Annotated in this window: 9 protein-coding genes; 7 read left to right on the top strand and 2 right to left on the bottom strand. The window is 72.5% G+C overall.

Annotated elements, in window-relative coordinates; translation table 11 throughout:
* Positions 1 to 18 precede the first annotated feature (18 nt).
* The 3 genes from KIK06_RS18415 to KIK06_RS18405 all read left to right on the top strand — a co-directional run bounded on the left by KIK06_RS18415 (position 19) and on the right by KIK06_RS18405 (position 3,979).
* Entirely contained in the window at positions 19 to 1,749 is a 1,731-nt protein-coding gene (locus KIK06_RS18415; protein ID WP_017597115.1) for a glycerol-3-phosphate dehydrogenase/oxidase, read from the top strand.
* A gap of 131 nt (positions 1,750 to 1,880) precedes the next feature.
* The gene (locus KIK06_RS18410) at positions 1,881 to 2,570 is read left to right on the top strand and encodes a response regulator transcription factor (RefSeq protein WP_268644365.1); all 690 of its coding nucleotides are present in this window, start codon (positions 1,881 to 1,883) and stop codon (positions 2,568 to 2,570) included.
* Complete coding sequence (locus tag KIK06_RS18405; protein WP_268644363.1) at positions 2,552 to 3,979, top strand: sensor histidine kinase; 1,428 nt, start codon at positions 2,552 to 2,554, stop codon at positions 3,977 to 3,979. The genes KIK06_RS18410 and KIK06_RS18405 overlap by 19 nt, the downstream gene beginning before the upstream one ends.
* 250 nt (positions 3,980 to 4,229) lie before the next feature.
* Here KIK06_RS18405 and KIK06_RS18400 read toward each other — a convergent pair whose 3' ends face one another.
* Positions 4,230 to 5,252 carry a TAXI family TRAP transporter solute-binding subunit gene (locus tag KIK06_RS18400; protein ID WP_026127327.1) on the bottom strand — a complete coding sequence of 341 codons (1,023 nt, stop codon included), beginning with the start codon at positions 5,250 to 5,252 and terminating at the stop codon, positions 4,230 to 4,232.
* 217 nt (positions 5,253 to 5,469) lie between these two features.
* Here KIK06_RS18400 and KIK06_RS18395 point away from each other — a divergent pair, with 217 nt between their 5' ends.
* The 3 genes from KIK06_RS18395 to KIK06_RS18385 are packed head-to-tail and all read left to right on the top strand — an operon-like array spanning position 5,470 to position 9,360.
* Entirely contained in the window at positions 5,470 to 6,510 is a 1,041-nt protein-coding gene (locus KIK06_RS18395; protein WP_268644360.1) for a TAXI family TRAP transporter solute-binding subunit, read from the top strand.
* Positions 6,511 to 6,519: 9 nt separating this feature from the next.
* The gene (locus tag KIK06_RS18390; protein ID WP_017597110.1) at positions 6,520 to 7,086 is read left to right on the top strand and encodes a DUF1850 domain-containing protein; all 567 of its coding nucleotides are present in this window, start codon (positions 6,520 to 6,522) and stop codon (positions 7,084 to 7,086) included.
* A 36-nt stretch (positions 7,087 to 7,122) separates the two neighbouring features.
* Positions 7,123 to 9,360, top strand: a complete 2,238-nt coding sequence (locus KIK06_RS18385) for a TRAP transporter permease (RefSeq protein ID WP_268644358.1) — start codon at positions 7,123 to 7,125, stop codon at positions 9,358 to 9,360.
* Positions 9,361 to 9,369: 9 nt separating this feature from the next.
* On the opposite strand, the gene uppS is transcribed toward KIK06_RS18385, so the two are convergent.
* Positions 9,370 to 11,097 (bottom strand): polyprenyl diphosphate synthase, encoded by a 1,728-nt coding sequence (gene uppS, locus KIK06_RS18380; RefSeq protein WP_268644356.1) that lies wholly within the window; start codon positions 11,095 to 11,097, stop codon positions 9,370 to 9,372.
* A gap of 259 nt (positions 11,098 to 11,356) precedes the next feature.
* On the opposite strand from uppS, the gene KIK06_RS18375 reads away from it, so the two are divergent.
* Complete coding sequence (locus KIK06_RS18375; RefSeq protein ID WP_442789781.1) at positions 11,357 to 12,391, top strand: hypothetical protein; 1,035 nt, start codon at positions 11,357 to 11,359, stop codon at positions 12,389 to 12,391.
* The last annotated feature ends 17 nt before the right edge of the window (positions 12,392 to 12,408 follow it).

Raw genomic sequence — 12,408 nt, 5'->3', positions numbered from 1 at the left:
CGAGACGGAGGACGACGGATGGCGACCACGTGGTTGGGACCGGACGCGCGCACCGAGGCGCTCGCGTCGATGGCCGACGAGGAACTCGACGTCCTCGTCGTCGGAGGGGGAATCGTCGGGGCGGGCATCGCGCTGGACGCGGTGTCGCGCGGACTGTCCACCGGGTTGATCGAGGCGCGCGACTTCGCCTCGGGCACCTCCAGCAGATCCAGCAAGCTCATCCACGGAGGGCTGCGCTACCTCGAACAGCTCGACTTCGAACTCGTCCGTGAGGCGCTGACCGAACGCGGGCTCCTGCTCACCACCATCGCCCCGCACCTGGTCCGGCCGGTCCCGTTCCTCTTCCCGTTCTCCCACCACTGGGAACGCTTCTACATCGGCGCGGGCGTCACCCTCTACGACACCCTCGCCCTCACCTCACGCAACAACCGCGGTCTGCCCGCGCACCGACACCTCAGCAGGTCCGGTGCCCTGCGCGTCTTCCCCGCGCTCAAGCGGGACGCCCTGGCCGGGGCCGTCCAGTACTGGGACGCCCAGGTGGACGACGCCCGCTTCGTCACCACCGTACTGCGCACCGCCGCCGGGCTCGGCGCGCGGATCGCCTCGCGCGTCCAGGCGGTCGGCTTCCTGCGCGAGGGGGAGCACGTGGTCGGGGCACGCGCCACCGACCTGGAGACCGGCGACGAGATACGTGTCCGCGCCCGCCAGGTGGTCAACGCCGCCGGGGTGTGGACCGACGACATCCAGGAGATGGTCGGCGGGCGCGGGCAGATCCACGTGCGCGCCTCCAAGGGCGTGCACCTGGTCGTGCCGCGTGACCGCGTCCAGGCCTCCTCCGGCATGATCCTCAAGACCGAGAAGAGCGTCCTGTTCGTCATCCCGTGGGGACGGCACTGGATCATCGGCACGACCGACACCGCCTGGGACCTCGACAAGGAGAACCCGGCGGCGAGCCGCACCGACATCGACTACGTCCTCGACCACGTCAACCAGGTGCTGCGCACTCCGCTGGGCAGGGACGACGTCGAGGGGGTCTACGCGGGGTTGCGTCCGCTGCTGTCCGGTGAGGACGAGCAGACCTCGAAGCTGTCCCGTGAGCACACGGTCGCCCACCCCGTTCCCGGCCTGGTCCTCATCGCGGGCGGCAAATACACCACCTACCGCGTCATGGCCAAGGACGCGGTGGACGCGGTCGCGCACGGTCTCGGCGGCGGAGTCCCGGCATCGGTGACCGACCGTCTGCCGCTGGTCGGCGCCGACGGGTACGCCGCCCTGTACAACCAGCGCCACACGCTCGCCCGGAACTCCGGGCTGCACGTCTCCCGCGTCACCCACCTGCTGCGCCGCTACGGATCCACCGTCCACGACCTGCTGACGCTGATCCGGGAACGCCCCGACCTGGGACAACCGCTCGCCGGGGCCGAGGACTACCTGCGCGCCGAGATCGTCTACGCGGCCCTCGCGGAGGGCGCCCGCCACCTGGAGGACGTCCTGTCCCGCCGCACCCGGATCTCCTTCGAGACCTGGGACCGGGGGATCGCCGCCGCGGAGGAGGCCGCCGAACTGCTCGCCGTGCCGCTTGAGTGGAACGAGGAGCAGGTCAAGCGCGAGGTCGAGTACTACCGCAAGGGCATCGAGGCCGAGCGCGCGGCCCAGGAGCAGGACACCGACCAGGAGGCCGACGCCATCCAGCACGGGGCGCCGGAGATCGTCCCGGAGGCCGACACCGGGCGGTCCGCCGGATCCTGACCCCGCCTTCCGGACGTGTGCGGCGGCGGTGGCTCCCGGGGCCGCCGCCGCCTCCAGTGTGGTCCGGGGCACACTTGCCCCGCTAGGGTGCGGTAACGAAGCCCCGACACCACCGCGAAGGACCCCCAGCCATGATCACGGTGCTCCTCGTCGAGGACGACGTCCGGCTCGCCGACGCTCTCGCGGGCGCCCTGGAGGGCCACGGGTACCTGGTCGAGCAGGCCCGCACCGCCGAGGCCGCGCTCGCCGCGCCGCCCGTCGACATCGTCCTGCTCGATCTCGGCCTGCCCGACATGGACGGCGTCGAACTCTGCCGCCGCCTGCGCGAACGCCGGGACGGCGGCGACACCGCCATCATCATGGTCACCGCCCGGGGCGACCGCCGTGAACGCGTGCGCGGCCTACGCTCGGGAGCCGACGACTACGTGGTCAAACCCCTGGCGCTGGAGGAGCTGTGCGCCCGGATGGAGGCGGTCCTGCGGCGGACCGGCCGCCGGGGCGGGGCCGCCCTGACCGCCGGCGCGGTGACCGTCGACCCCGCCACGCGCACCGCCACCTGCGCGGGCGCGCCGGTCGACCTCACCCGTAAGGAGTTCGACCTGCTCACCGTCCTCGTCCGGGAGGCGGGCGCGGTGGTCTCGCGCGAGCAGCTGTTGTTACGGGTGTGGCAGACCGACTGGTCGGGCGCTCGGCGCACCCTGGAGGTGCACGTGGGGACGCTGCGCTCCAAGCTGGGCGTCCCGGGGGTCATCGAGACCGTGCGCGGTGTCGGCTACCGCCTCGTCCCCGGAGAGAGTGAGCGTTGCGCCACCGCGTCGTGACCGTCTACGTGACCCTGCTGGTGGCCGGGTGCCTGGGGCTGGCACTGCCGCTGTGCGGGAGCATCGCCGCGCGCGGGACCGCCGGAATGCTCCTCGACCGGATCAACGACACCGCCCGCTTCGCCGGGCTCGCCGAACCCAGCGTCGTCACCGGTTCGGCGGGAAGCCTGACCAGGGAGCTGGTCTCCTACGACCGCCTGTACGGGATCACCGCGATCGTCGTCGACCGGGACGGCGCGGTGGTCGCGAGCTCGCGCGAGGGAGTCACGCTGGCCGACCTCGACCCCGCCGCCGGGGAGGGCGGGACGATGCCGCCCGAGGTGCGCACGGCCCTGGCGGGCAACCGGATGGGCGCCGACACCGTGGTCTGGCCGTGGCAGGACGGGCCGCTGATCGTCGCCGAACCGATCGGCGGGGCGGGGGAGGTGGTCGGCGCGGCGGTCACCGCTTCCCCGACCGGGGCGCTGCGCCGGGCGACGCTCGTCCAGTGGGGTGTGGCGCTGGCCGGGGTCACCGTGCTCATGGTCGCGGGCATCGCCGCCGCCGGTCCGCTCACCCGCTGGGTCCTGCGCCCGATCGACGACCTGGCCGAGGCGACGCGCGCGGTGAGCGAGGGGAGCCTGGGCGCGCGGGTGCGTACGGCGGCCGGGCCGGTCGAGCTGCGGCGACTGGGGGAGTCCTTCAACCAGATGGCCGACACCATCACGACGATGATGGAGCGCCAGCGCATGTTCGTGGCCTTCGCCGGGCACCAGGTCCGCAACCCGCTGGCGGCGCTGCGGCTGCGGGTGGACTCCCTGGTGCGGCACCTGCCGCCGGAGGGCCGCCAGGGTCACCGGCTCGCCCTGGACGAGGTCGACCGCCTGACGCGGGTCTGCGACGGTCTGCTCACGCTGGCCCGGACGGAGGACGCCGACCACTCCACGGTGTGGGAGGACGTGCGCGAGGTCGCGGAGGACCGGGTCGCGGCCTGGTCGCCCATCGCCGAGCGCGTGGGGGCGCGGCTGGTCGTGGAGGGCGCGTCCGGGGTGCGGGTCACGTGCGTGGAGGGGACGCTGGACCAGGCCCTGGACGCGTTGATCGACAACGCGCTGAAGTTCGGCGGTGAGGGGGTGCGGATCGTCGTGCGCGTGCGGGGGCCGTTTCCCGGGACGGGTGGTGGAACCGATGGGGACGACGCGGATGGGGGGTACGTCGACCTGCACGTGGAGGACGACGGTCCGGGGCTGTCCGAGGAGCGGTTGGCCGACGCGACCCGGCCGTTCTGGCGGGACGGGCACGACGGCGTCGGCGGCAGCGGGCTGGGCCTGTCGGTGGTCGTCACCCTGCTGGAGCTCCAGGGGGCCCGGCTCACCCTTCGGTCGCGCAGTCCCCACGGGATCGACGCTCGCGTACGTCTGCCGTACTAGTTCTGGGACCGCCGCTTCGCCTCCGCCCGTGTTCGGCCGCCCCCGAGGAGGGGGTTCCCGCCCGCCCGTCGCCCTCCACCACCCTCAACGGAGAGCCTTCGGCTCCGGTACCCCCCACTTCGTCGCCCTCCACCACCCTCAACGGAGAGCCTCCGGCTCCGGTACCCCCCACTTCGTCGCCCTCCACCACCTCAACGGAGAGCCTCCGGCTCCGGTACCCCCCACTTCGTCGCCCTCCACCACCCGGGGCTCAGGTCCCCGACGCCTCGTAGGCGTACTTGACCGAGCGGTAGTACGCGGCGGCCCCCGGGTGCAGGGGCACCGGCAGCGTGGCGATCGCCGAGCGCGGATTCAGACTCAGCGCGACCGGGTGGACCCCGACCAGGTCGGGACGCGACTCGAAGAGCAGTCGGGTCAGCTCTCCGGCCACCTCGTCCGGCATGCGGTCGTTGACCACGAGCAGACTGGGCACGCCGATCGTGCGCACGGCCGGGACCCCCGGGTAGGTGCCGGCGGGGACGGGCATCTCCGTGAAGTGCTCGCCGTACTCCTCCACCAGCGGGGACACGTGCTCCGCCAGGTCGATCAGCCGGATCGGCGTCCTCGCGGCGAGATCGGCCACCGCGCGCGTGGGCAGGCCGCCCGACCAGAAGAACGCGTCCACCCGCCCCTCCTCCAGAGCGCGCGCGGACTCGCCGATGGGCAGACGCACCGGGACCACGCCGTCGGCCCCGCCGTCGCGCTCCTCCTCGGTGATCTCCGCCAGCCCCGCCAAGGACAGGAGCCGCTCGGCCATCATCTCCGTGCCGGAGCCGCTGGCGCCCAGGGACACGGTGCCGCCCGCGAGGTCGCCGATCTCCGTGTGCTCGGACTCCGCGCGGACCACCAGATGGGTGTGGTTGTCGTACAGCCGCGCGATCGCGGCGACGGGCAGCGGCTCGTCGAACGGGGGTTCCCCGGCCACGGCCAGGGCCGCCACGTCGGCGAGGGTGAAGGCGGCGTCCACGGCCCCGGCGGCGACCAGCCTGTTGTTCTCCACGCTGGCGGCGGTGGGGACCGCGACGATCTCGGTGCCGTCGGGTTCGGCGTCGACCACGCCCGCCAGCCCGGAACCGTACTCGAAGTAGACGCCGCCCTCGCCGCCCGTGCCGACGGACAGCCGGAGGAGGTCTTCGTGCGGCGGAAGTGAACTCGTGAGGAGGGCCGCGGTGAGGACCACCGTCACCGATGACCGCACGATCGACCACGAACCGTGACTTCGCGCCCACACCATGGTCAGACCATAGCAACACGGCCGGAACCTCAGCGGAGCCTCAAAACCCGGAGCGGACGCTGTCCGAGACCGATCGGTTCCCGTTACGTTTCTCACCGGAGCGCTTCCCACAGGAACGGCCCCCCGAACCCTCGGGCGATCCCCGAAGGACCCCTCCCCGGCGCCGTCCGCTCCGTCCCCCAGCTACCCCCCAACGTCATTCCGAGAGGACTCGACCATGCGCCGCGCCGTGCCGTCCCTGGCCGTCCTGCCCGTCAGCGTTCTCATGCTGGCGAGCTGTGCCCAGCCCGCCGAACAAGCCGCCGAGGACGCGGCCGGCATCGGCCAAGGAGCCGTCCGGGAACAACTCAGCATCGCCACCGGCGGTTCCACCGGTGTGTACTTCCCCCTCGGCGGCGCCCTCGGCACCGTCATCGAGGACAACGTCGAGGGGCAGACCGGCTCCGCGGAGACCACCGGGGCCTCGGTGGAGAACCTCCGACTCATCGGCAACGGCGACGCCGACATCGCCATCGTCCAGGGCGACGCCGCGGGCCAGGCCTTCGAGGGCACCGCGGAGTTCGAGGGCAGCCCGATCGAGTCCTACGCGCTCGCCGTGTTCTACCCCAACGTCTTCCACACGGTGACCCTGGACTCCATCGCCGAGGACGAGGGCCTGGAGTGCTTCCGCGACGTGCTCGGCACCCACTACTCGGTGGGCGCCCCCGGCAGCGGAAACCACGCCACCACCTCCGCGGTCTTCGAGGCCCTGGAGATGTCCATGGGCGACATCGAGATCGAGAACCTCGGGTACGCCGAGACCGACAGCGCGCTGCGCGGCGGCCAGCTCGACGCCGGTTCGTGGGTGGTCGGTGAGGGGCACGGCGGGCTGACCGAGCTCGCCACCACCGAGGACGTGCACCTCATCAACATGTGCGACGACGAGCGCGAGGCCATCACCGCCGCCTCCAGCAGCTACACCGAGCACACCATCCCGGGCGGCACCTACCCGGGCGTCGACGAGGACACCGAGACCATCGCGGTGTGGAACTCGCTGGTGGTCGCCGGTGAGTTCAACGAGGAGCAGGCCTACCAGATCACGGCCGCCATGTTCGACAACATCGACACCCTCCTCGCCGCCCACGCCCCGGCCGAGGAGTACCTGGTCCCCGAGACCATCCTGAACAGCCCCGTCCCGGTGCACCCCGGCGCCGCCCGGTTCTACGAGGAACAGGGCGTCGAGCTGCCCGAGGAGCTCGTGGTCCAGACGGAGGGTTAGGCCGTTCCCGTGGCCGCTCGATCCGAACCGACCGACCGGCCGTCCGCGGGCGCCGACCGCCGTCGGCGCCCGCGGGCCCCGGCGCTGTGGGCCGCGGTCCTCACCCTCACCGCGGTGGCCGCCGCACTGCTGGCCCCCGTGTGGCCGGCGCTCCGCCTGACCGACGACGGAGCCCCCCTCGGCAGCGTCCCGCTCACGGAGGGGGAGACCTTCACCGTCGCCTACGTCCACTCCATCGACGGGTTGCCGATCGAGGAGGACCTGACCGTACGCGACGGCCGCATCGTCGCCGAGGCGACCCGCTTCGTCCAGTACGGCGCGGGCATGGGCCGGGTCACCGGAGTGGGTGAGGCCCACGCCGACGGCGAGTGGTGGGTGGTCGAGGACATGGACCGCGACGTCGGCGCCGAACTGGTGCTGCGCCCCGGATCGGCCGAGGTCGACCACCGCCTGCGTACGTCCGACACCGAGGTACGGCTCTCCCCGTGCCTGACCTCGCACCGGGTGGTCATCGCCCCCGTGCGGGTCTCCACGCTTCGACTGCTGCTCGGCCGCGTTCCACGGCCCGAGTGCTGACATCCCCCTCTCCGTACGAGAACCCGAGGAAAGACCATGGCTGACACTCCACCGCAGGCGCCGCCGGAGGGCGCCGCCCCCGACACCGCCGGGGACGGGACCGGATTCGGAACCCGGACGGGCAGAACCGGGACCTCGGCGGACGTGCTCCCGGACGTGGACGGCCGGGACGGGGGCGACGGCCCGCTGTGGAGGCGGGTCGCCGAGGAGCGGTGGGGCGAGGGCCGAGCGGCCACCGCGGTCGGCGCGGTGGTGGCCGTGCTCGCCGTCGCCCTGACCGCCTTCCAGCTCTACGTCGCGCTCTTCGCGGGGTTGGACGCGCGGCAGCAGCGGATCATCCACCTGCTGTTCGTGATGGTCCTGGTCTTCCTCCTGATGCGCCCCTTCGACCTGGGCAAGGCGTCGGGGCTGTCGGCGCTCACCGTCGTCCGCGCGCTGATCCCCCGGCGGAGGAAGGGGACGGTGAAGGGGGAGGACGTCGGGGACGCGCGCGACGCCGCCGCCCGGCGCGTCCTGACCGGTGTCGGCTGGGTCCTGGACCTGGTGCTGGTCACCGCGGCCGTCGTCGTGAGCGTCTACCCGATCCGGTACCAGGACGAACTGGCCGCGCGCGCCGGGGCCTACACCGGGCTGGACTGGGTCCTGGGCCTGATCCTCATGATCGTGCTGCTGGAGGCCACACGCCGGGCGGTCGGGATGATCATGGTCCTGCTCGTGGTCGCCTTCGTGTACTACGCGTGGATCGGCCCGTTCATCCCCGGGCAGTTCGGCCACACCGGCGCGACCATCCAGCGCATCTCCACGCACACCTACCTGGGCGACGGCATCTACGGCCTGACCCTGGGCGTGGTCGTGACGTTCGTGTTCGTCTTCATCCTCTTCGGCGCCCTGTTGAACAAGACGGGCGGCGGCAACTTCTTCGTCGGGCTGGCGTACGTGGTGACCGGGCGCATGGTCGGCGGCCCCGCCAAGGGCGCGGTGCTCGGCAGCGCCATGATGGGCTCGGTGTCCGGGAGCGCCATCGCCAACGTCGTCACCTCCGGCCCCTTCACCATCCCCCTGATGCGCAAGGTCGGCTACCGCAGGGCGGACGCGGCCGGGGTCGAGGCCGCCGCGTCGACCGGCGGCCAGATCCTGCCGCCCATCATGGGCGCGGGCGCGTTCATCATGGCCGAGCGCACCGGGATCCCCTACGCCGACATCGTCAAGGTCGCCCTCATCCCGGCGCTCATGTACTTCGGTGTGATGTTCCTGTTCGTGGACATCCTCGCGCGCAAGCACGGCATCGGCGTCGCCAGGAACGAGGACCTGCCGCGCCTGCGCCTGGTGATGGCCGCGGGCTGGCACTTCCTCCTGCCCCTGCTGCTGCTCATCGTCCTGCTGCTCCAGTACGTGCCGCCCACGCAGGCGGGCCTGTACGCGTGCGGTGCGCTGCTGGCCGTGGCGATGCTGCGGGCGGGGAGCCGCCTGTCGCCGAGCGACCTCCTCGACGTGTTCGTCATGGCCGCCCGCAACACGCTCCCGGTGTCGGCGGCGTGCGCGGTGGCGGGGATCATCGTCGGGATGGTCGGGCTGACCGGGCTCGGTCTGACGCTGTCGAACGTCCTGGTCACGGTGTTCGCCGGCAACCTGCTGCTCACCCTGGTGATGGTGGCCGTGGCGTCGCTCATCATGGGTTTCGGGCTGCCGGTGACCGCCTCCTACGTGGTCATCTCGGTCCTCGCCGTGCCCGCCCTGGGCGAGCTCGGGCTGACCGTGCTCGTGGCGCACATGATCGTGTACTGGTACAGCCAGGACTCCAACGTGACGCCTCCCGTGGCGCTGGCGGCGTTCGCCGCGGCGGGGATCGCGGGCGCCAAGCCGATGCGGGCCGGGGCGGCGGCGTGGAAGTTCGCCAAGGGCCTCTACCTGATCCCGGTCATGATGGCCTACTCCGCGCTGCTGGCGGTGGACGGTCCCGTGCTGGAGCTGGCGGCCGCGGTGCTGAGCGGGTGCGTGGCGCTCGCGGCGGCGGCGATCGCGATCGAGGGGCACTTCCTGCGGCGCACGACGCTGGGGGAGCGGCTCGGGCTGATCCTGGCCGCGGCCCTGGTCATGGTCGGCCCCGAGTGGGCCGCGCTCGCCGAGCGGGTGCTGTCGACGGCGGTGGCCCCGCACTGGTTCGTGCTGGCGGGCTCGGCCCTGGGGGTGGCGCTCATCGCCCTCCAGGCGATCGGCCACCGCCGCTCCCGGGGCGCGGAGGACACGGTGACGGTGACCGACCAGCTGTCCTGACCCGTCAGGTCAGCTCCCCGGGGCGTGGCGGCGTGCCTCCTCCACGGTGTCCGCCCCGAAACGGCGCCGCCGGCCGGTGTAGGCGTCGATGGCGCGGCGCAGGTGGGCGCCCTCGAAGTCGGGCCAGAGAACGTCGTCGAAGACGATCTCGGCGTAGGCGGTGTGCCAGGGAAGGAAGTTGCTCGTCCGCTGCTCCCCGGAGGTGCGCAGCAACAGGTCCACGTCGGGGAGTTCGGGGTCGTACAGATAGCGCGCGAACCCGTCCTGGGTGAGGTCCGCGGGGTCGATCCGCCCGGCGACGGCGTCCGCGGCCGCCCGGGCCGCGGCGTCGGCGAGCTCCTGCCGTCCTCCGTAGTCAAGGCAGATGGTGAGGGTGAGACGGGTGTTGTCCGCGGTGAGCGTCTCGGAGCGCTCGGTCTCGTCTCGCAGCCGTGGCCGGACCTGATCACGGCGGCCGTACCAGCGGACGCGGACCCCCCTACCGTGCAGATGCTCGGTGAATGCGCCGATCCGGCCGCTGAGCAGGTCGAACAGTGCCGTCACCTCCTCCCGGGAGCGGGACCAGTTCTCCGTGGAGAACATGAACACCGTCAGGTACCCGACGCCGCACTCGATCGCCGCGTCCACCGACCGGAGGAGCGCGGGCTCGCCCGCACCGTGGCCGTCGACGGCCGGGCGGCCGCGTTCGGCGGCCCAGCGCCGGTTCCCGTCCATGATCACGGCGACGTGTCGGGGCGGCGCCTTCGGGGTGACGGGGGCTCCCGGGACCCGCCCACGGCGCGGCCCGCCGAGCGGGGAGGGGCGCGGGCGGCTTCGCACGGCGGGGCCCGGTGGGTCGCTGAGTCCGAACAGGGAGGAGAGGAGGGAGGACGACGGGCCGCCCTGACGCGGGGCCGGGAGCGAGGGCGGTTCCAGCGGGGTGCGCAGCAGCGCGCCCCCGCGGCGCTCGATCTCGTCCAGCCACAGACCCAGGCCGTTCGTCATCGCCGATACGAACGGCCTGCTCGACGGGTGGACGCTCTCACCCGCCCGGGCTCCCTCGGCCAGGAGATCGCGGGCACGGCCGACCTCGAACCCGATCAGCTCCGTGTGGGGACGTCCCGGGCTCCGCCGCCACAGGCTCTCCGCCGTCAGCCCGAACCGTTCGAGGTCGCGGCGCGGCAGGTAACAGCGGCCGCGGTCGAGGTCGATCGCCAGGTCGCTGAGCACGTCGGCCATCTGGAACACCTCACCCACCAGCGACATCAGCCGCGGTGCCTGCCCGTCGACCGGTTCCAGCAGAGGTGCGGCCATCTCGGCCCATGTTCCGGAGATCCCCAGCAGGAATTCTCGCAGCTCCCCGAAGGTGGCGAAGTCGGGGCGCTCCCCGCAGTCCTTCTCCAGTGCGGAGAAGTGATCGGCCAGCAGTCCGGTGTCGAGCCCCCACATCCTGACCGTGTGGACGAACGCACGTCGCAGGGAATGGGTGCTGTGCGCCGTGTCCAGTTCCCGGAAGGTCGTGTCGCGCCATCGTGCCACGGCTCCGGGGCGGTTCGCCTCCGGCCCCTCGTCCGCCAGGTCGTCGACCGAACCGGCGAAAGCCGCCAGCGCGTGCAGGTACGGCCGTTTCTGCGCGGGTAGCAGCGCGAAGGTCGCGTACGAACTCCCGTGCCTGCGCGCGTGTACCCTTCGGCAGACCTCGAACGACCGCCGGAGCGTGGGGTCGCTGATCCCGGCGACCTCCATCATGTCCGTCATACTCAAGAAGCGACGCCCCTTCCTCTCGTCCCGCCGTTCGAGAATCCCCGTCCTCGCCGTTCGTGAGAGTACTCAACGTGCTGTCGCCCCATGGCTTTTTCGGTGAATCCGGACGCCCGTTGGTGTATAGGCGAAGAATTCGACCCAGGGGAATTTATGTAAGTATTATGATGTAATGTCGGTGTGTTTCGTGATTGTGGCGGGGCCGCGTCTCGGTCGCCGCCCCAGCTCCACGCACGGAGCAGTAGGATTACCCCATATGTGGCGATTTCGACGGACTTCTGGGCGGGTGCCGACCGGCACGGGCATCGAGGCGGCGCTGGTGTCGGCCGCGTACGGCACCGACCCCGTTCTGCGGTCCGGGTGCGAGGTGGTGCGCGAGGGCGGCGTCGCGGCCGGGCTGGCCCTGCTCGGTGAGGAACGCGACGACGCCGAGGTCCGCGCCCACCGGGCCGAGGCGCTCGGCCGCGCCGCCGTCGACCGGGTCGCCGAGGTCGCCTCCCTGGCCGAGGGAGACGCCGACGAGGCCGACGTCATGCTCTGGCTCGGGCACGTCCTGCTCGCACGTGCCGCCACCCGGCCCACCGGGGGCGCGGCCACGGTCCGGGCCGATCGCAAGGCGCTGGAGGCGGGACTCATCGAGGCCCGCGCTCCCCTGGAGGCCGCCGCCCACCTGCGTCCCGACGACGCCGTGCCCTGGGCCGCCCTCCAGACGGTCGCCATGGGTCTGGGCGCGGACCGGGAGGAGAAGGACCGGATCTGGGGCGAGGTGACCGAACGGGCACCGCACCTGTTCCCCGCGCACATGACCCGGGTCCGCTCCCTGTCCCCGAACCGGGGCGGAACGACCGAGGAGATGTTCGCGGTCGCGGGTGCGGCGGCGGACGGCGCACCCGAGGGCGACCCCCTGCCCGCCGTCCTGGCCCTCGCCCACGCCGAGCACCTGCGGGCCGAGCGCAAGAGGCTGATCGCCGAAGGTTCCTACGACTACATCGCGGACATGATCCTGGGCCGCCTGCACGGCGAGGCCGTCCGCGAGCTGTTCGAGGCGGCCCGGGCCTGGGTGTCGGTCGCGGCGCCGCACGAACGCGACGTCCAGGCACACCACCTGTTCGGGTGGGCCTTCCACCGGGCCGACGTCGCCGAGGCCGCGCGGTGGCACCTCGGCGCGGTCGGCCACTACTACTGCGAGCTGCCGTGGTCCTTCTTCGGCGACGCGCGGGCCGGAGTCGCGCACGCGATGGCGCGGGTCGGGGTGGACCCGCGGGTCCGTCCGGAGGGCGGGCCGACCTGACACCCGGGAAAAACGGT

Source organism: Nocardiopsis sp. EMB25, from assembly GCF_026797795.1.
Classification (GTDB): Bacteria; Actinomycetota; Actinomycetes; order Streptosporangiales; family Streptosporangiaceae; genus Nocardiopsis; species Nocardiopsis lucentensis.
The sequence above is the reverse complement of the archived record's forward strand: the minus strand, read 5'-3'. Positions and strand labels throughout refer to the sequence as shown.

Coding starts and splice junctions, on each gene's coding strand:
- KIK06_RS18415 (WP_017597115.1), top strand. CDS start 19: ATGGCGACCACGTGGTTGGGACCGGACGCGCGCACCGAGGCGCTCGCG.
- KIK06_RS18410 (WP_268644365.1), top strand. CDS start 1,881: ATGATCACGGTGCTCCTCGTCGAGGACGACGTCCGGCTCGCCGACGCT.
- KIK06_RS18400 (WP_026127327.1), bottom strand. CDS start 5,252: ATGGTGTGGGCGCGAAGTCACGGTTCGTGGTCGATCGTGCGGTCATCG.
- KIK06_RS18395 (WP_268644360.1), top strand. CDS start 5,470: ATGCGCCGCGCCGTGCCGTCCCTGGCCGTCCTGCCCGTCAGCGTTCTC.
- KIK06_RS18385 (WP_268644358.1), top strand. CDS start 7,123: ATGGCTGACACTCCACCGCAGGCGCCGCCGGAGGGCGCCGCCCCCGAC.
- uppS (WP_268644356.1), bottom strand. CDS start 11,097: ATGACGGACATGATGGAGGTCGCCGGGATCAGCGACCCCACGCTCCGG.
- KIK06_RS18375 (WP_442789781.1), top strand. CDS start 11,357: ATGTGGCGATTTCGACGGACTTCTGGGCGGGTGCCGACCGGCACGGGC.